This is a genomic window from Enterococcus sp. C46 (assembly GCF_040887565.1).
GTDB lineage: Bacteria > Bacillota > Bacilli > Lactobacillales > Enterococcaceae > Enterococcus_B > Enterococcus_B lactis.
Genome location: NZ_JBFOGA010000002.1, coordinates 432,156 through 451,424, shown reverse-complemented (window position 1 = coordinate 451,424; position 19,269 = coordinate 432,156). Strand labels below are relative to the sequence as shown.

Here is a 19,269-nt window from a genome sequence, read left to right as displayed (position 1 = left end):
GGACAAAAGGAGTGACAAAAATGGTTGGGGCTTCCCTTAAACGTTTGTTGGAAAACGATCAATTGGTTGTTGGCATCAGTGAATTAAGTGATATCGTCGGTGTGTCTCCACGTCAATTACGGTATTGGGAACAAAAGGGATTCATTCGTTCGATCGAAGCTGATGCGAATTGTCCTAGAAAATATCGTTTGCCTACAGTTATAAAAGTAGAACTGATCAAAAAATACTTAGATGACGGATTTACCTTATCTAAAGCTGCAGAAAAGGCAGAAATCCGACAAAAGAAAATGCATCATGTCCGCAAAGTTTTTTCAAAAGCAATCAAAGATATCGAATTGATCGACGAACGCTATACGATTTTACAAATCGGTAACTTCAAAGAAGAGAATGCGAAGATGTACATCATTCATGACAACGAGACAGACGAATTGTCTTACAAACTCCTTCCTGTCGATGAAAAAGCTGACTACGAGCAGCTGTTAAAAGAACTCTAAGCTCCGCTAATCTCCTAAACATCAGACTTTTTAAAAAGTAGATGATACATATAACACTTAGAAAAAGCCTGCTTGAACATAAGAATATCCGAACGGTGATCTGCATTTCTTTCATATAGAAAGGAAGCATCCATCACTGTTCGGATATTTTTTAGTTTATTTTTTTCGGTTGTTTTCTTCTTCCAATACATCTGTCAGCCAACTTGCATATTCTGTTTCCCGATTGATCGCATGCGCTAAAATCAAGTAATGTCCGTAATTTTCATGTTTTTCTTTTTCTGTAGGAAAGATTGTTTTTTTCCGCTCTAATAGATGAAGGCGTTTTTCTTCATGAAGATCACGTTGCTGCTGGATAATTTCTACTAATGCCGGATCATTTACGTCTTTGACGAAATACAATTTTAAAACGAATTCGTCTCGATTAACCGGCAGTTCATTGGTCGGTGTATGAATCCACTCTGCTAATTGTTCCTTCCCTTCTTCTGTTAATTCATAAACTTTTTTTTCCAATTTTTCGCCTGTGATCTCTACTTGATGCTGAATGATTCCTTGCTCTTCCATTTTTGCCAGCTCAGGATAAATCTGACTATGTTTTGCTTGCCAAAATTCTCCTATTTCATTTTTGAATGATTGATTCAATTCATATCCTGTCATCTGCTTCTTACTTAATAATCCTAATAAAATATAGCGAAGTGTATTTTTTCTTGCCATCAGTTTTTCCTCCTTGACAAATCTTTAAATCCATTCTATCATAAACAAGTAACCAAAAACATGTAGTTTATTACATGTTTTAATTTAGAGGGAGATGCTTAAACATGAAAGAATTTAAAGAATTGGAAGATTTTATTGGAACTCACTTTATTTATACGTATGACAACGGTTGGGAATATGAATGGTATGCAAAAAATGACCATACTGTCGATTACCGTATCCACGGCGGAATGGTCAAAGGTCGTTGGGTAAAAGACCAAGAAGCTGATATCGTTAAATTGACAGATGGCGTATTCAAAATTACTTGGACAGAACCAACAGGGACAGACGTTGCATTAGACTTTATGCCAAATGAAAAGAAACTTCACGGAATGATCTTTTTCCCTAAATGGGTTGAAGAACATCCAGAAATCACTGTTACTTTCCAAAATGAACATATCGCAGAAATGGAAGCAGCTCGTGAAAAATATGAAACTTATCCAAAATTACTTGTTCCTGAATTTGCTACGATCACTTATATGGGTGATGCAGGTATAGACAATGAAGATGTTATTAGTGAAGCACCATATGATGGAATGCCTGATGATATCCGTAGCGGAAAATATTTCGATGAAAATTATAAACGAGTAAAATAAGGTTGTGAAAGAGAGGTTGTGAAATCGGCGTTACGCTTTGAGTAATAAGAACGCTAGTCAGAAAATAGCTTTTCATATTTTCTAGGCTAGTGGGCTTATTACCGAGAAGCAGCTGATTGAACACCGTTTATCAAGAGGTTGTGAAATCAGCGTTTTGACCTGAGTATTAGAGAAACAAACGGAAAAATAGTTTCTCATATTTTGCCGTTTGTTGAGCGAATACCGAGGGTCAGCTGATTGAACACTGTTTAGTGGAGAGGTTGTGAAAAAGCTGTTCTGCATCAAGTAATAAGAACAGCCAAACAAAAATAGCTCCTCATATTTTTTGTTTGGTTGGGCTTATTACCGCAGATGCAAGCTTTTGAACACTGTTTATCAAAGATTGTAACAACTGCATCTTCACACAGTTAAAATAGTGACTTCAAAATGAAATAATGCTCCCAGCAAAAAAATAGGCTGGGAGCATTATTTCGTTATTCTGTTCATCAAAAATCAGTGGTTTGATTCCATTGCATCACAAGCTCCTCCTCATTTACTGCTTCATCTTTTTGCAGTATTTGAACGGTAAAGCCTTGTAAAAGATAGAAATGAATAGCTGATTGATTTTTTTGATAAACTGTCAAAGTCAATGTTTTATTGGTTTCTTTTATTTTTTTCATTAGTTGCGTACCGATTCTTTGTTGCCGGTATTCCCTTTTTACAAAGATTCCTGCGATGAACTGATCGATCACCCCAGCAAAACCGACGATTTCTTGATCTATTTCTGCTAAGTAAATCACCGCATCTGGTAAAGCTTTCCTAACAGATTCTACTTGATTCTCCCAATAAGTTGGTGAGATGAATCCATGAGAATCCAAATTAGCATGCAGCCAAATCGATAGAACAGTTTCCAGTTCTTCAGCAGACAACTCTGTTGTTGTACGAATCATTTTTTCTCTCCTTACTTAGTCATTGAGTTTAAACCAAAAACCATTTTTTTGAAGTTCTTTCACTAGTTTTCGCCCCTCAAAAAAGTACATCTTTTCTTGTTTTAATTTTCTGATACCAAAAGATGCAGCGACTTTAGGATCATCAACTGATACGATTCGATAAGTCCCACCAGGCAATTGATCCAGCTTGACTTTCCCATAATGATCGCTTTGCACTGAAAACGGCACACCATTTCTAGTAAGTGTTTTTTTCTTATGTTTCAAAATAAATGAGCCACCATTTACTGGATTTCCTGCTGAATCACTTATAATAAATGAAAAATCAAGCACTTTTTTACTTAACCGATACTGATAAATCAATCGACCAATAAACAGTAACAGTATGACTACAGCTATTATCGTTCCTGCAAGAATAAGCAACTGTCGCAAATTTCTTTCCTGATTTCCTTTTTCTTCTTCCTTTTTTACCGATTCACTATAAGGAATCCGATGTCCCGTCACTAGCAAACGATGCGTGTTGATCATATATGGTGTACATGTAAGCAAGGTGACTAAGTCTTTTCCTTCTTCAATCGTTAGAACAGACGTGTCATCTGGCAGTACCACTTGTATATTTTCAACTTGATAAGCCAATTTCTCCCCCAAAACAGTCAAAATAAACGTATCTCCGTGTTCTAAGCGATTTAACTCGGTAAATAATCGTCGATTGGGTAACCCGCTGTGAGCAGAAATCACTGAATGCGTCGAATTTCCACCAAGTGGGAAAGAAGTTCCTTGTAAGACGCCTGCTCCATTCTCAAGAATCATGCCGTTAAGCCGGTCATAAAGTGAAATACTTATTTGGATTTTAGGTATATTGACACTTCCGATCAGCCATTCCTCTAATTGGCTGGATGTCGTGCTTTCATTTCTGTTCTGTTCATCGAAAGGATCAGCCCCAGGATTGAATCCTTGGTCAGTTAATCGTTGGTTTTGCTCCTCCATTTTCTTTCGTTGCGCTTCATTTTCGGCTGCGGTTCGTTTTTGTACTTGTTCCATTCGTTTTTGATCCATAAGACTATTTAAAGAATCCACATAAAATGGATACAAAGCGATTAATAACCCTACGGCGATACATATCAATAAAAATAAACGAAACAAAAGCCGACGAGACTGTTTTTGCTTTCTCTGCTTCACATGTTTCCTCCCTTGCAAGTTTTTTTGTTCTTTCTTTTATTATATGGGTTCAGGAAAAAAATAGAAAATGAAAGCCGATGAGGTTGTGACAGAAGTGGTTAGCTTCAAGAAATAAGAAGAGATTTCTGAAGAAGCTACTTCTGGAACACCGTGAATCAGAGGTTGTGAAAAAGCTGTCCTGCATCAAGTCATAAGAACAACCAAACAAAAATAGCTCCTCATATTTTTCGTTTGGTTGGACTTATTACCGCAGATGCAAGCTTTTGAAGACCGCTTAAGGAAGAGGTTGTGAAAACTGCGTTATGCTTTGAGTAATAAGAGCGCTAGTCAGAAAATAGCTTTTCATATTTTCTAGGCTAGTGAGCTTATTACCCAAAACAAGGGAGGCGACATGGCTTTGTCACATCCTCTCTCCTTAGAAATTTCACTTGTGTTTTTCTTGTAAAATTCATAAATATTTTCATGAATTTTCTAATTTCTTGCCTCCCTATCGCATAGGATATATGATGAATTTATCTAAAGTTTGCAAAGGAGTTCGACAATTGAAAAAATATGGCCCGTTTTTAGCAATTTTTTTCATTGCTTTGGTATTTCTCATGCCTCATTTATTCACACATAAACTAATTTTGGGTGCTGATGCCCCCTTCCATTACAATCGGTTCTACGATGCTGCGCAACAAATCAAACATGGGGATTTCCATTATTTTCCTTCCCTTTATGGATTCCAGCAAAGCGGTAGGATCGTTAATGCCGTTTACGGCCCATTTTTTGCTTATTTACAAGGATTGATCGTGTTGCTTGCAGGTAGTTGGTTTCACTATCAGATTCTTTCAAACTTCATTCTTTATCTTATTTCAGGATTTTCTATGCTGATTTTACTGAGATATGTCAATGTTCGGAACTGGGTAAGTGTACCAGTAGCCGTTTTATTCATGAGTACGTATTCTATTCAATATTGGTCTATCAATCAAGGATTCACTAGTTGGGGGACTTGTTTCTATCCTTTATGCATGATCCCTATTGTTGATTTCGTCCTTCATAAAAAGTTTCCTGTGATCAAAGTTGCGATCTCAGTTGGACTTATGACGCAGATTCATCTGCTGTCTTCGATCATGTTAGCCTTGATGTATATTCCTTTTTATCTTTATTACTTTTTTAACCAGACTGAAAAAGGAAAAGCACTGCTTCAACTGATCAAGTCGGTCTTGCTTTATTTTGTCCTGACAGCAAATATTTGGGCAGGACTAGCTATTGTTTACAGCGGGAATAAGATTCTTCCCCCCTTTGTTAACAGAGAAATGAGTCAAAAGGCGATTGACCTAGATGGCAGTTATTGGCTTCATTACCCTAAAGCCTTTCCGATATTGATATTGTCAGGTTTTTTGCTTTTTATTTTCTTTCAACAAAAGAACACCTTGTTCCAAAAAATCGTGTTGTATACAAGTCTTGTTTTCTTTTTTCTTTCTACTAGCTTGATTCCATGGACGACATTGATCGAAAAAAATGTACCTTTTATTAGCTTAATTCAATTTCCATTTCGATTTTTCGTCCCATTTACGCTATTGCTTCTGCTTTACCTTGCCCTATCACTAAATCAATGGTCTGAGCAAAAGTGGTTCCGTCTTTTAGGTATATTGGGTATTCTTATTTTTTCTGCACAGACGATCCAAAACTTATACCAGCATCTAGAAAAGTGGGAGAATGAAACATTTGTCAGTCGACATACTTATCTCTTCGATACACCGGAAGAAGCAAGGAAAACATTCTTCAGTAAAGATATGTCTACCAGCTTATTCGTTTTCCAAAAAACCACCCCTGACTATCTCCCAATCTATAAGGAGACAAAAGACAACAAATACGACCGATATAACGAAGAAATATTAGAAAACGAAACAACTTTCATAAAAACACATCCAGGCGGTCTTTTGACAATCAAGTGGAAAAATACTGGGGACAAAACGGTTCATATCCCTGTTATCGTTTATGATCGGACTGTACTACAGCAAAATGGAAAAACATTGACTGATTATGAATTAACGGATATCGGGACCCCAATTGTGAATCAGCAAAAAGGGATCAACGAGCTCACGCTTCACTATCGAACGCCAATCTATTTCTATTTCATTCTTTCTCTTACTTTGATTGGCTGGTTTACCTTGCTGTGCTTATTTATTTATCATAGATACAAGCATCTACATGCTTAGTCAAAACGGATGATACATCCAATCAAAAAAACTCTCCGAACGGTAGGATCGATCGGAGAGTTTTATTTTGTTTAGTTTTTTTGTGTCATATTTTTGTTCGTTCATCGTCCATCTATTTCGATTTCAGCCCCATAGTGATCACTGATGATTGGGCTATCGATCCCGTCAAAAATCCGTTGATATTTTTTTACTTGTACTCCTTCAGGGACAAAAATGAAATCTATACGCAATTTTTCTGTATTTTGTTCCCAACCATCAATCTTCTTTTCCACAGTAGCAGCCTTGCCTTTTTCATTCGCGATAACATACGAATCTTGAAGAAGAAGACCACTTTCCTTTACTATATGATAACCTTCAGAATCTGCTGGATTATTGAAATCACCTAGGAAAAAAAGTGGTGCGCGTGTTTCAAAAAAGTAGTTTTCCAAGTTTTTCCACTCAAAATAAAAGCCGCTTTTTTTATCTATCCACCAAGAAAAGTGGCAGCTAGAGACAAAAATATCTTGATCATCTATCTTTGTTTTTCCAATCAAGATCTTGCGCGTCCGATAATCTTCTTTCTTTTGAGATTCGGAGACGGTGAGGACCTGACTTTCCAATGGTCTTTTCGTAAGCAGCGCATTTCCTTCTTCATATTTATCATAACCGATGTGGCTCATTTCCCAACTCCAAAAATACTCTTTTCCTTGTTCTTTTAAAAGCTGGACTAAACAGTAGGCAAAATTATCTTTGCGGATAGGAACTTGATTCTCTACTGGACAGAACTTCATTAGTTTTGCAGGGTCTGCTTCTTCAGATTCCAGCAATTGGTTGATTTCTTGTAAAGCGATCACTTCATAATCTTCTAACAGGATCTTCTCTGCTAATTCCTGTAATTTTTTCTCTGGTTCTGGCTCAAGCCAGCTATGTGTGTTCAATGTCATGAATTTCATGGTTCTTCTCCTTCTTTTCATTTCGAAACAAAAGGGGTTGTGACAAAATTTTGTCACAACCTCCCCAGTAAACAGTGTTCAATCAGCTGACCTTCGGTATTAGCTCAAAAACGACAAAATATGAGGAGCTATTTTTCCGTTTTGCCTCTCTAATACTCAGGTCAGGGCGCTGATTTCACAACCTCCCCTTATATTTTAATGGAGCCGATCACTTTACCAGCTGCCACTGTCCCTACTTGCTTGATCACTACTTCTTCCACTTTATCATTCGTAAATACGATCATGATCGTTGGATCTTTTTCTTCGTTTTGGATCACCTCAAGATTCATCTCAGCTAATTTCGTTCCTGTTCCTACTTCTTGTCCTTCTTTGACAGCAATCTCAAAAGCTGACTGATTCATTTGGACTGTATCAATCCCCATATGGATCAAAACTTCGACGCCATCTTTCGTTTCTAGCCCAATTGCATGTTTGCTAGGGAAAATACTTGTAACTTTTCCAGCGATCGGCGCAACAACTTCTCTTGACGTTGGAATAACAGCAAAGCCATCACCCATCATTTTTTGTGAGAATACTGGATCTTTTACTTCAGCTAATGGAATCACTTCCCCAGAAGCTGCGGAAACTAGTTCTTGTTCTATACCTAAGTAATGCTTACTATCTGCTTGTCCATTTCCTGTAGAAACCATTTGCGGCTCTGGAATCTCTGCTCCTGATTGCAACAAATCTTCGATATCTGATTTCAAGACATCTGCTTTTGGTCCATAAACTGCTTGGACTCCATTGTCTTTGACGATTAGCCCCATTGCTCCTGCTCGTTTCCAGGCTTCTTCAGTCCCAACTTTTTCCCGATCGTTTACACTTACACGTAAACGAGTCATACAGGCATCGACATCTTTGATATTTTCTTTTCCGCCCAACAAATGAATGATCTGGACCACTTGCTGATCTGCTGTTCCTGTTCCACTGTTAGATACAGTGGTTTCTTCACTGTCATTGTCATAATTTCCGTTACGCCCAGGTGTAGCAAAGTTGAATTTTTTGATTAAGAAATTTGCTAAGAAATAAGTAACAACACCAAAAACGATTACACATAACACGAAGTTGATAAGATCTGCACCTAGACCCGCTTTGATAGCTAACGGTGTCCGCGTCAGCAATTCGATATTTCCAAATGAATGGACCCGCAATGGTAAAATGTCTGCCATTGCAAATGCCACTCCCTGAATGACTGAATAAATGGCATATAATGGTACAGCCGCAAACATGAACATGAACTCCAATGGTTCTGTTACACCTGTTAGAAAGACAGCTAACGCTGCTGAAAAATACATTGATTTATATCTTGCTTTCTTATCAGGATCGACATTACGGTACATCGCAAATGCCATCCCCATCAAAATACCCGAAGAACCAATCATTTGTCCTACTTTGAAACGGGCCGGTGTCCAGTTATGCAGCACAAATTCATATTGCGCCATATCCCCTGCACCTCTAAGATTCACTAAATCAGTGGCCCAAGCTAACCATAACGGATCTTGTCCAAAAACTTGTGTTCCTGCCTGTGCACCTGATAGAATCTCGTACGATCCGCCAAGCTGTGTATAGTTGATAGGAATCGTCAGCATATGATGCAATCCGAACGGTAATAGCAAACGTTCCAATGTACCAAATAAAAACGGTGCTAGAATCGGTGCGCTTTCCTGGGATTCTGCAATCCATAAACCAAAATTATTGATTCCGGCCTGTACGTTTGGCCACACAACAGCAAGAATCAATGCCACAATCGTTGACCATAAGATAACGACAAACGGAACAAAGCGCTTTCCATTGAAGAAAGACAAAGCATCCGGCAATTTTCTATAATTATAGTACTTATTATAAGCCATTGCCCCGACAAAACCAGCGATGATCCCTACAAATACACCCATATTCAAAGCTGGTGCTTCCAACACACTTGTAAAGAACCCTTTAACCATAATCTTCGTACCGAAAAGAGTGTGAGTAAACGCGTCTTCATTCGCAAGCATGTCGCTTGTGACACCAAAGATGGCCCCAGTGATCCGATTGATCAGAATAAATGAGATCCCAGCAGCAAATGCCCCACCTGCTCGTTCTTTTGCCCAACTTCCTCCTATTGCTAAAGCAAATAAAATATGAAGATTACCAATAATTGCCCAACCAATATTTTCTATTACTCCGCCCGTTGTAACAAGCGGCGTCCACTCAGGATTGATCAAAGGAATTGATTTCCCTATACTGATCATCAATCCAGCTGCCGGCATCACTGCCACCACAACCATTAAAGCCTTTCCAAATTTTTGCCAAAACTCAAAACTAAATATCTTTTTCATTCCGTTTAGCTCCTTTACGCAATCGGTTTCGTTAAATGTATTATAGCGTACGTTTTCTTTTTTGTAAATGCTTTATTTTTCATTCTTCTGTCTATACCATTCTTCAAAACCTATAGTACATAAGTTTCCTTCTATAAATAGCTCGAAAAAAATTTATTTTTATGCTTTTTTCTTTGAAATATTTCTTATTGTCTATTGACTTGCGCAATCGGTTGCGTTTATTATGAACGTATAAAACAGCTCATTAGGAGGAGAACAATGAAACAGATCAAACGACTATTTGCTATTGATCCATGGAAAATCAGCACGACCCAATTAGATAAAAAAAATCTTCGACTGCAAGAATCTCTGACAAGTATTGGAAACGGTTATATGGGGATGCGTGGGAACTTTGAGGAAACTTACTCAGGGGATCACCATCAAGGTACTTATTTGGCAGGTGTCTGGTATCCTGATAAGACACGTGTCGGCTGGTGGAAAAACGGTTATCCAGAGTACTTTGGAAAAGTGATCAATGCCTTGAACTTTATCGCAATAGATATTTCGATCAACGATCAACTGATCGACTTGGCTTCTTTGGAACCAGAAGATTTTTATTGGGAACTAGATATGAAAAACGGTGTGCTATCTCGTACATTCACAATCACTACTTCTACTAATAAAGTACGTATTTCATTTGAACGTTTTTTGAGCATTATCAAAAAAGAAGCAGCTTACATCCATTTGACTATAGAAATGCTTGAAGGTAATGGAACAGTCGACCTCGTATCGAAATTGGATGGAAATGTCCAAAACGAAGACAGCAACTATGATGAACATTTTTGGAATGAGATCGATCGTGGAACCATAGAAGAAATCGGCTATTTGACAACTAAAACTATTCCAAATAACTTTGGGATCGAACAATTCACTGTTACTGCAGCAATGCGTCATTTCGTTAACGGAAAAGCAGTCGTTCCTGACTATCACGAAGATACTTTAGCCTTACATGGTTGCCTGTCTGCTGAATTATCTCAAGGCGAGACATGGACAGTAGAGAAAGAAATCATCGTTCTTACTAGTCGAGATATCCCAGAAGCGCAGCAAGCAGAAAAAGCCCTCTCAGAATTAGCAAATCAGACAAACAATTATATCCAAGCAAAAGAAGAACAAACAGCGGCTTGGGCAGAACGATGGAAGCTTGCCGATGTGGTCATCGAAGGAGACGAAGAAGCACAGCAAGGTATTCGCTTCAATTTGTTCCAACTATTCTCTACTTACTACGGCGAAGATGAACGATTGAATATTGGACCCAAAGGATTCACAGGAGAAAAATACGGCGGTGCCACTTACTGGGATACAGAAGCGTATGCAGTCCCTCTTTATCTCGCTTTAGCCAAACCCGAAGTAACTAAGAATCTTCTGAAATACCGGCATAACCAGCTGCCGCAAGCGATCCACAACGCTCAGCAGCAAGGATTAAAAGGCGCGCTTTATCCTATGGTCACCTTCACTGGCGTCGAATGTCATAACGAGTGGGAAATCACTTTCGAGGAGATTCACCGAAATGGTGCAATCGCCTATGCAATCTACAATTACACGAATTACACCGGTGATACAGAATATTTGAAAAATGAAGGTCTAGAAGTTTTAGCAGAAATCGCCCGCTTCTGGGCAGACCGTGTCCATTTTTCAAAACGAGCAAATAAATACATGATCCACGGAGTGACTGGACCAAATGAATATGAAAACAACATCAATAACAATTGGTATACAAATACGATCGCAGCTTGGGTCTTGCGTTACACGCGAGAAAATTATTTAACTTATCAAAAAGAAGCTGCTATCACTATCAGCGAAGAAGAACTAGCCAAATGGAAAGATATCGCAGAGAACATGTACTTCCCAGTGGACGAAGAATTGGGGATCTTTGTCCAGCATGACACATTCTTAGATAAAGATCTCATGCCTGTATCCGATATTCCCACAAGCGATCTTCCTCTGAACCAGCATTGGTCTTGGGACAAAATCCTTAGATCTTGCTTCATCAAGCAGGCAGATGTATTACAGGGGATTTATTTCTTCAACGATACTTTTACAAAAGAAGAAAAACAAAAAAACTTTGATTTCTATGAACCAATGACTGTCCATGAGTCTTCCCTTTCACCAAGTATCCATTCGATTTTAGCAGCAGAATTAGGAATGGAAAACAAAGCTGTAGAAATGTACCAACGAACAGCTCGCTTGGATTTGGATAATTACAATAACGACACAGAAGACGGCTTGCACATCACTTCCATGACTGGCAGCTGGTTGTCGATCGTCCAAGGATTCGCTCAAATGAAAACCGCCCATGATCAATTGAAATTCGCACCATTTCTGCCAAAAACCTGGAATGCTTATTCTTTCCATATCAATTATCGCGGACGTTTATTATTCATCTCAGTTACAGACGAACAAGTTACTTTCGAGTTATTAGAAGGTATGCCTCTGGAACTTTTCGTCTATGAACAGTCTTACACTTTAGAAGATCGCCTAGAAATAACGCTAAGAAAGGAGGAAGCAAATGTTTAAAGGGGTATTGTTCGATTTAGACGGCGTCATTACCGATACTGCCGAATTCCATTATCGTGCTTGGCGAAAGCTTGGTCAGGAAATCGGCATTACGATCGACCGTACATTCAACGAACAGCTAAAAGGCGTTAGCCGAGAAGACTCTCTCTCTTTGCTTTTAGCTTATGGCGGAAAAGAACACTCTTTTTCAAAGGAAGAATTTGCAGAATTAGCAAAAAGAAAAAATGATTATTATTTAGAGATGATCCAGACGATCGAACCAAAAGATGTCTTCCCTGGAGTCGTCCCTTTACTAGATTCTTTAAAAAAAGAAAAAATCAAGATCGCTCTTGCTTCTGCAAGTAAAAATGGGCCTTTCCTACTTGAAAAAATGGGTCTCACACCTTACTTTGACGCTATTGCCGACCCGGCAGAAGCAGCAAACGGAAAACCTGCGCCAGATATCTTTCTCCTTGCAGCAAAAGCTGTCGGACTAAAAGCAGAAGAATGTATCGGGATCGAAGACGCGCAAGCTGGTATCCAAGCCATCCTCTCAAGTGGTGCTCAACCAATTGGCGTGGGACGTGCTGAAGACCTTGGAGAGGAGATCCCGCTTGTCCCTGATACGACTTTTCTTACGATCGATTACTTGAAAGAAAAGTGGCATGACCATGGATAATCCAGAAATCTCCGTCGTACCAGTTCCAGAGACTGAAATAAAGAAAATCACGTTGAAGAACGACTATTTAGAAGTCGTTCTTCTCAACTATGGTGCCCGCCTGCATCAAATCTTCGCGCCAGACAAAGAAGGAAAATCAGAAAATATTTTATTGTCTTACGATCGTTTCGAAGATGTTCTAACAGATAAAAGCTTTTTTGGCGCAATTGTCGGACCTGTAGCTGGAAGGATCCGAGATGCTTCTTGGGGTGAGCATAGATTGGAAAAAAACTGCGGATCACACCATATCCACGGTGGCACGAAAGGCTGGTCTTTCCAGTATTGGGAAGTAGAAGTTTTCAAAACTCCTTCATCAATAGGCGTGGTCTTTTACTTAAAAGATGAATTTTCTACCTATCCAGGACCAATCACTGCTACGATCACTTACCGTTTGACAAAAAACGAGTTAGAGATGACGACCTCTGCCAGTAGCCTGGTCGAAACCATCTGCAATCCGACCAATCATGCCTACTTCAACCTTTCAGGAAATGGAAAAAGAGACATCTATGACCATCAGTTAACAGTCTTCTTAGATGGTATCCTTGAATTAGATCAAGAAAAACTACCTACTGGAAATTGGACGAAAAAAGAAGACCTGCCCATCGACTTTAGAAAATCTCCAACACTGCAAGAAATCCTTGCTTGTTATCCAGCTGGACTAGATGATGTATTTCTTTTGCATCATCCTAGGCTTTCCAGAACTTCCTTACAATTATTCGAGAAGCATTCTGGTCGTCAAATGACTATAGCAACTTCCAATAAAAGTATGGTATTATTTTCTACGACTGGATTTGAAGCTGATTTCTCTGTCAACGGAAAACAGATGCATTCAAACTACGGATTAGCAATCGAACCGCAAGAAATCCCTGATATCGTTCATTTCCCCAACTTTGGATCGATCAACCTCTATCCTGGTCAAGAACGGATCAGTCAGACGATTTATCGGTTCTCTGCACAATAACAAGAGAAAGGTGTTTTTATCATGGCTATTACCGTAAAAGATGTGGCGAAAAAAGCCGGTGTTGCTACCTCGACCGTCTCTCGTGTTATCAATGATCATCCTAGTATTTCCGAGGCAACAAAGAAGAAAGTCCGAAAAATCATGGATGAACTAGGTTATGTTCCTAACATGACTGCCCGCAATCTAGGAAAACGCATTTCCAGTGCCATCGGCGTGATCTTACCTCCTCTTGATTCAAAAGAGCGGATCGGGAATCCCTTTTATCTTGAGATCATGGAAGCAATCAACGAAGAAGCGCGGAATTATGATATGACGACAGCGATTGCTACTGCTAAAAATTTTGATTTACTGTTAGAGAACGTCCAGCGTATGCATCTACAAAAACAAGTAGATGGTTTTATTCTAGTGTATTCAGATAGTCAAGACCCTGTCATTGATTATTTATACCAAAACCATATCCCTTTCACTTTGATCGGACAGCCTTATCATCACGAAAACGAAATCGTTTATGTAGATAATGACAACCAACTTCTAGGCAAACAAGCAACAGAATTTTTGATTCAGAACGGACATAAGAATATCCTATTCGTGACGAATACGACTCATGAGAGTTTGTATTTCGAACGATATTTCGGTTATCAAAAAGCGATGATGATGGCTGATCTTCCTGCGTTTTCCAGTGTAGTACTGGAACATACAGAAGATTATCTGACCTTTGAGAAAACGTTGAAAGAAAACGAAGCCACAGCATTGGTAGTCATTGACGATATCTTCGCCCTTCGCACGATGCAGTTGGCACAAATGTATGGTTATGTCATTCCAGAGACACTTTCTGTCATTAGCTTCAACAACTCGATCTTCTCAACATTGACACATCCTTACCTTACAAGCATCGATATCGATATCTCCGAATTAGGACGTGTCGCTATGCAAAAACTGCGTGAACTGATTCATGAAGAATTAAGTAGCGGCGTACGTTTGGTCATCCCTCATCGCTTGATCAAAAGAGAGACAGTCGTTCCTTTAGAAAGCACGAAACTTAGTTAAATCACTGAATTTGCTGACCATTTATCCTATGGTCAGTTTTTTACATAAAATATGTTATTTCTATAAGTTTGAAAAGAAAACATTAAATAACATTAATATTAAAATAAATAAATCTATCCCTTCTTTTTCTTTATCAGTTATGCGAACGATTATGCGTCCAAAACAAACGATTATTTGACATAACTACTGTCTTCCATGAGAATACACGAAGGAAACACCAATAATATAAAAAACATTTTTTTAAATTGATTTTTTCTATTACGCCTTGTATTCTTTTGTTTTTTCAAGAATAATTAAATGTGTAAGCGAATACGAATGAACGGAGGTGCAAAAGACCCCCTTGTCGATCAGCCGCACGTGTTCTTGAAAGGAGAAAACATGAAAAAACTCACTCATTTGTTTTTTGTTGTGTTGACACTTCTGCCATTTGCTGCCACGCCTGTCCAAACGCACGCCCAAGAAACGTATACGATTAAAGCAGAACAACATGCGACGACCGAAGTTGTTCCTGAACTCCCGTCTATCTCTCGTATCCCTGTCACTACCCAAGAACCAGATCCGCACAACGCAGCATTGGTTCCTTTAACCGGTGGCGTCAGTTTCTCCTCTTTTCTCTCTCCTTTTTCTGCTGTTGGTGCTACATTAAGTTCTGCATTGGTTTCCCTCCCTGCTTCTGCTGCAGTAGTTTCTGCTATCCTAGGAGCAGGACTTGGTTATAGTTTTTACCAATTAGGTTCCTCCTTAGGCGTCGCCACTGCAGACTTACTCAAAACGAATGCGAGCTTGTATGAATTATCTTCCAATAATCCTGCCCTGCAACAAGAATTGGCCGCTTTTGCCACTTCGGGAATTGATTCTACTACTAGTACCTATAATTTCTCGCAAGGTCTGCAAAAAAGATACGCGCAAGACGTGACCAGTCATGCATTGATGCGGGAATATTTGACAGGAACAACGGATCATAGTGCTTATCGCTTTTCGATCAATGACCATCCGGCTTTTCGTAAACTGATCTCTTATGGTTCTCTTTCTACTGAAACGGCTCGGACTGGCGTGATCGGACGTGATGCCTCGGTAGCTGATCGAATGTTCATCGAAGATCAATTCTTCTTACTGGAAATGGTTCGTGTCATGGAAACTCGAGTCGGCAGTGATACAACATTACTAACGATCTCCGGTCACAATTATGGCCATCGGGGTAGTCACGGTTCCTTTGTCCATGAAGTCGAATTAAGTGTCCCGATGTCTGTCTTGATGAGCCAGATCGCGACTCAAGAAGACTTTCTGGAATACATCCAGCAAAACACCACTTTTGAATTTGGGGTGATCGAAACACCCTCAAGAGAAGTCGCTGTCCAGACGGCTCAGCAAATGGCGCAAGCCTATCATACACGCACTGCCGATATACAAAAGAACTTAGCGGAAGTCTTGGCACCGACTGAAAACGGATTGAGCTTCGATCCTTCTGGTATAATCGCTACCTTATACGGACAAACGGTTGTCCTTGATGCAACAGGAAAGTTCGTGTACGCTGACACTCGAGTAGCCGTTCCAGAATACCAGTGGGGGGCGATCGATTTTGCTTACAGTGAAGCAGCCATCCCAATAGATGACTCGATCACGATCGATGGGCGAAGAGGTGTATTAGATGAAGAAACTGGAGACATCGTAGAAGATGGAACAGGTAAAACATTAGTTGAAGGCGCAATGGGCGCTGCATGGAATGCGTTGAGTCTAGCTCGCGTCCTTGAAGCAATCAAAAACTTCAAAGGGGATGACGATGATGACGATGAATTCGAATGGTATTCCCCTCTTGATTTGTACTATGACGAATGGTATGCAGACGGCGGGAAAGGGCATACGATGGAACGGCATGTGGGACAGACTGCGGATGCCCTACAAGCCCGATTAAAAGAAATAACCTATTCCGCTGCCTTCCATACTACGGAACAAGCTTTGATATTTATCAACTGCGCGATCTATACTGCCAATAAAAAATACTTAGAGGGTACGATCAAGTTACCTCTAGGTGATTGTTCTTTACAAGATGGTAATCGTGTAATCTATCGATCGTATAAATCGATTGCTCTTGGAAAGACATTAGGGTGGGGATTTTATAGATTAAACCTTGACAACTATATTCAATACGACTCGATCTATTACGCTAAAGTAGTTATTCAAAGAATGCCCAACATCGTATGGAAAAAACGAAAGTATTATATCCTAACCGCTTATCCTGACTTACGAAGAACTGTAAAAGAGGAGCCGCCAAGGGCGGCTCCTTCCTCTTCAAAATTTTTATTTATTTTTAGCCTGAAAAAATCAAATCATCACTAAACTAGCATCAAAAACAGTGAATCGCTTTCTCTTTTCGTCATACACTGACCACACATAAGCACCATCCCAATAACGACCATTATTATAATAATTCGTAAATTCATTATTCCAAAGGTAAATATGCAGATGATCTTTATCTGGGAAAAGACGATCATTCAACTGGTTAAATTCTTCCTCCGTTCCTTCTGCTCCTTGAGTTGCTTCAAGAAAAGAAGCCCGATAAATACTATCTTCTGCCCAGAATGATTCAGGTGTGATCCTTTCCGCCTTCATCATTTCTTTATTCACATAAATAGGATACTTTTTCATCTTGTCAAAAAATTGGATATCCGTATAGTTGATTTTTTCTTCTCTGAATTCGTAAAGTTTCTGTGTATATATTTTTTTAGAAACTATAAGCCCTTCTTTGATTCGCCATGACCAACCAGCACACAATCTGCTTGAGTAATTGAGAAATTCTAAAACTGCCTCCTGATGACTATTTAGCCCGTCATATTCTTCTTCCTTGAAAAAAGCATACCGTAACACAGTCCAAGCACGCTCCAAATAAAAATCAATACTTTCTTTTTCTAATAATTCCATCTTTTCTCTCCTTTTGTTCTTCTAACGGCACTCCTGATACACTAACAAATCTACCCCTTTCATCTGCTACGTCAATACATGTTTCTCTCGAATTTTATCTATCCATTTTTATTTTATCGCAACTATCAAAGCTTCTATTCCTATTATTTCTTTTTGAAGAAAAGATAGTTTTCAATCGTATAAATCGCCAGTTTCGCAAAAAAGGCTGTGACAAAAATAGTCACAACCTTTTGATCTTTTCTTCAATTTTTCACATGTCGGCGATTCAATAAAAAACCGCCTATTATTGTAAAGACAGGAGCAAGGATCGAGAAAAAAGCGAATGGCAAGTAATGCAACGCGCTAACTTTCATCGTCCCCATAATGAATGTGCCGCTAACTCCCCACGGTACAAGAGAATTGACGGTTGCTCCTGAATCTGCTAGCGTCCGTGTCAAATAGTTTTTTGATAAGCCAACCTCATCAAAGGAGCGTTTGAATGTTTCTCCTGGAAGAATGATGGACAAGTACTGCTCTCCAACGATCAGATTGACTCCGATACAACTCAAGGCAGTAAACCCGACTAAACGAGAAGGTCGATCCATCTTTTCTTTTAATTCTTGCACGATGGTCTCAACAATCAAATATTTGATCAATAAACCACCTAATGCCAATGCCAGTAAAATCAAACTGGCTGAGCCCAACATACTCATGATACCGCCTCGAGAAAGCAGTTCATCTAGCTTAGGATCAGGTGTATGCGCGACATAACCATTCATCAAGATGTCTGCTGCTTTTCCAATTGTCAAACTTTTCTCATGGATAAAGGAAAGAACGAGGGCGGCTGTCGATCCTGCTAATAATGTAGGGATAGCTGGAATTTTTTTGATTGCCCCGCCAAATAAAATAACTAACGGAATCAATGTCCAAGGAGAGATCCAAAAGCTTGCTTTCATATTTTGGATCATTTCATTGATACTGGCTAGGTCGGCTGAATGACTGTTCTGTCCTAATATCGTATAAAAAAGCAACGAAAGGACGAATGCCGGAAAATCCGTATAACGCATACCAGCGATATGTTCGAATAGATTGACTCCACCGATACCAGCTGCCAAGTTCGTCGTATCCGATAAAGGCGAGCAGTTATTCCCTAAAAATGCACCAGAAACGACCGCACCTGTAGTCATTGCATCGTTGAATCCAAGCAAATGTCCGATTCCCAAAAAAGCAATCCCAATCGTCGAAATCGTTGTAAATGAACTGCCGACTGTCACTCCGACAATTGCACAAACAAGAAATGCTGTCGGCAAAAAGAAACGTACAGAGACAAGTTTGAAACCATAAACCATGATCGTAGGGATGGTTCCAGATAGAATCCAAGAGGCAACCAAGACGCCAATCAAAAGAAAAATCAGGATTGGGATGATCCCCGGAGTGATTCCTTTGACGATCCCGTCATGGATCTCATCCCATGAGAACTTTTTAAATCTGCCATAAAACAACAAGCACATGAAAGCTGCAAGGATCGGGATATGTGGCGAGAGTTGGAATCCGATGATCAGTACTCCTAGGAGTGCCAACAACACGATCAATACAGCGATACTTTCTTTTAAAGAAATATTTTTATTCATCGTCGATCTCCTATTTCAAATGAAAAGGCCCTGCCATGAAAAAACTA

General features: G+C 39.4%; 15 protein-coding genes. 8 read left to right on the top strand and 7 right to left on the bottom strand.

The features are described 5' to 3' along the window. Positions 1-20: 20 nt before the first annotated feature. Positions 21-494: a MerR family transcriptional regulator gene (locus AB3I27_RS05355; protein ID WP_002293203.1), complete on the top strand. Its 474-nt coding sequence runs from the start codon at positions 21-23 to the stop codon at positions 492-494. Between the two features lie 156 nt (positions 495-650). Here the strand turns inward: AB3I27_RS05355 and AB3I27_RS05350 are convergent, their stop codons facing one another. Then, on the bottom strand, positions 651-1,205 hold the full coding sequence (locus AB3I27_RS05350; RefSeq protein ID WP_002293202.1) for a PadR family transcriptional regulator: 555 nt from the start codon (positions 1,203-1,205) through the stop codon (positions 651-653). 104 nt (positions 1,206-1,309) lie between these two features. Here AB3I27_RS05350 and AB3I27_RS05345 point away from each other — a divergent pair, with 104 nt between their 5' ends. Next, on the top strand, positions 1,310-1,840 hold the full coding sequence (locus tag AB3I27_RS05345; protein WP_002314051.1) for a phenolic acid decarboxylase: 531 nt from the start codon (positions 1,310-1,312) through the stop codon (positions 1,838-1,840). Positions 1,841-2,325: 485 nt separating this feature from the next. Here AB3I27_RS05345 and AB3I27_RS05340 read toward each other — a convergent pair whose 3' ends face one another. Beyond that, positions 2,326-2,769 (bottom strand): GNAT family N-acetyltransferase, encoded by a 444-nt coding sequence (locus AB3I27_RS05340; RefSeq protein ID WP_002310743.1) that lies wholly within the window; start codon positions 2,767-2,769, stop codon positions 2,326-2,328. Positions 2,770-2,784: 15 nt separating this feature from the next. Then, positions 2,785-3,945 (bottom strand): class C sortase, encoded by a 1,161-nt coding sequence (locus tag AB3I27_RS05335; protein WP_002314050.1) that lies wholly within the window; start codon positions 3,943-3,945, stop codon positions 2,785-2,787. A gap of 503 nt (positions 3,946-4,448) precedes the next feature. Between AB3I27_RS05335 and AB3I27_RS05330 the strand changes: the two genes are divergently transcribed. Continuing rightward, positions 4,449-6,149, top strand: a complete 1,701-nt coding sequence (locus AB3I27_RS05330; protein ID WP_002316660.1) for a hypothetical protein — start codon at positions 4,449-4,451, stop codon at positions 6,147-6,149. A 101-nt stretch (positions 6,150-6,250) separates the two neighbouring features. Here AB3I27_RS05330 and AB3I27_RS05325 read toward each other — a convergent pair whose 3' ends face one another. Both AB3I27_RS05325 and AB3I27_RS05320 read right to left on the bottom strand, forming a co-directional pair. Then, entirely contained in the window at positions 6,251-7,081 is an 831-nt protein-coding gene (locus AB3I27_RS05325; protein WP_104760309.1) for an endonuclease/exonuclease/phosphatase family protein, read from the bottom strand. Positions 7,082-7,269: 188 nt separating this feature from the next. Beyond that, on the bottom strand, positions 7,270-9,435 hold the full coding sequence (locus tag AB3I27_RS05320) for a PTS transporter subunit IIBC (RefSeq protein ID WP_002310738.1): 2,166 nt from the start codon (positions 9,433-9,435) through the stop codon (positions 7,270-7,272). A 258-nt stretch (positions 9,436-9,693) separates the two neighbouring features. Here AB3I27_RS05320 and AB3I27_RS05315 point away from each other — a divergent pair, with 258 nt between their 5' ends. From AB3I27_RS05315 to AB3I27_RS05295, 5 genes are all read left to right on the top strand, one after another. Then, positions 9,694-11,988, top strand: a complete 2,295-nt coding sequence (locus AB3I27_RS05315; RefSeq protein WP_047927983.1) for a glycoside hydrolase family 65 protein — start codon at positions 9,694-9,696, stop codon at positions 11,986-11,988. Continuing rightward, positions 11,981-12,646, top strand: coding sequence for a beta-phosphoglucomutase (pgmB, locus tag AB3I27_RS05310; RefSeq protein WP_047927984.1), 666 nt, complete (start codon positions 11,981-11,983; stop codon positions 12,644-12,646). Before AB3I27_RS05315 ends, pgmB begins: the two co-directional genes overlap by 8 nt. Continuing rightward, positions 12,639-13,646 carry an aldose epimerase family protein gene (locus AB3I27_RS05305; RefSeq protein ID WP_104760310.1) on the top strand — a complete coding sequence of 336 codons (1,008 nt, stop codon included), beginning with the start codon at positions 12,639-12,641 and terminating at the stop codon, positions 13,644-13,646. The genes pgmB and AB3I27_RS05305 overlap by 8 nt, the downstream gene beginning before the upstream one ends. Positions 13,647-13,667: 21 nt before the next feature. After that, entirely contained in the window at positions 13,668-14,693 is a 1,026-nt protein-coding gene (locus AB3I27_RS05300; RefSeq protein ID WP_010731896.1) for a LacI family DNA-binding transcriptional regulator, read from the top strand. A 315-nt stretch (positions 14,694-15,008) separates the two neighbouring features. Beyond that, a complete protein-coding gene (locus AB3I27_RS05295; RefSeq protein WP_368022917.1) occupies positions 15,009-17,030 on the top strand; it encodes an RNase A-like domain-containing protein in 2,022 nt (673 codons plus the stop codon). Here the strand turns inward: AB3I27_RS05295 and AB3I27_RS05290 are convergent. Then, positions 17,016-17,612 carry a hypothetical protein gene (locus AB3I27_RS05290; RefSeq protein WP_021465269.1) on the bottom strand — a complete coding sequence of 199 codons (597 nt, stop codon included), beginning with the start codon at positions 17,610-17,612 and terminating at the stop codon, positions 17,016-17,018. The two genes, AB3I27_RS05295 and AB3I27_RS05290, sit on opposite strands and share 15 nt — an antisense overlap. Positions 17,613-17,854: 242 nt before the next feature. Next, the gene (nhaC, locus tag AB3I27_RS05285; protein WP_002310724.1) at positions 17,855-19,222 is read right to left on the bottom strand and encodes a Na+/H+ antiporter NhaC; all 1,368 of its coding nucleotides are present in this window, start codon (positions 19,220-19,222) and stop codon (positions 17,855-17,857) included. Positions 19,223-19,269: the final 47 nt, after the last annotated feature.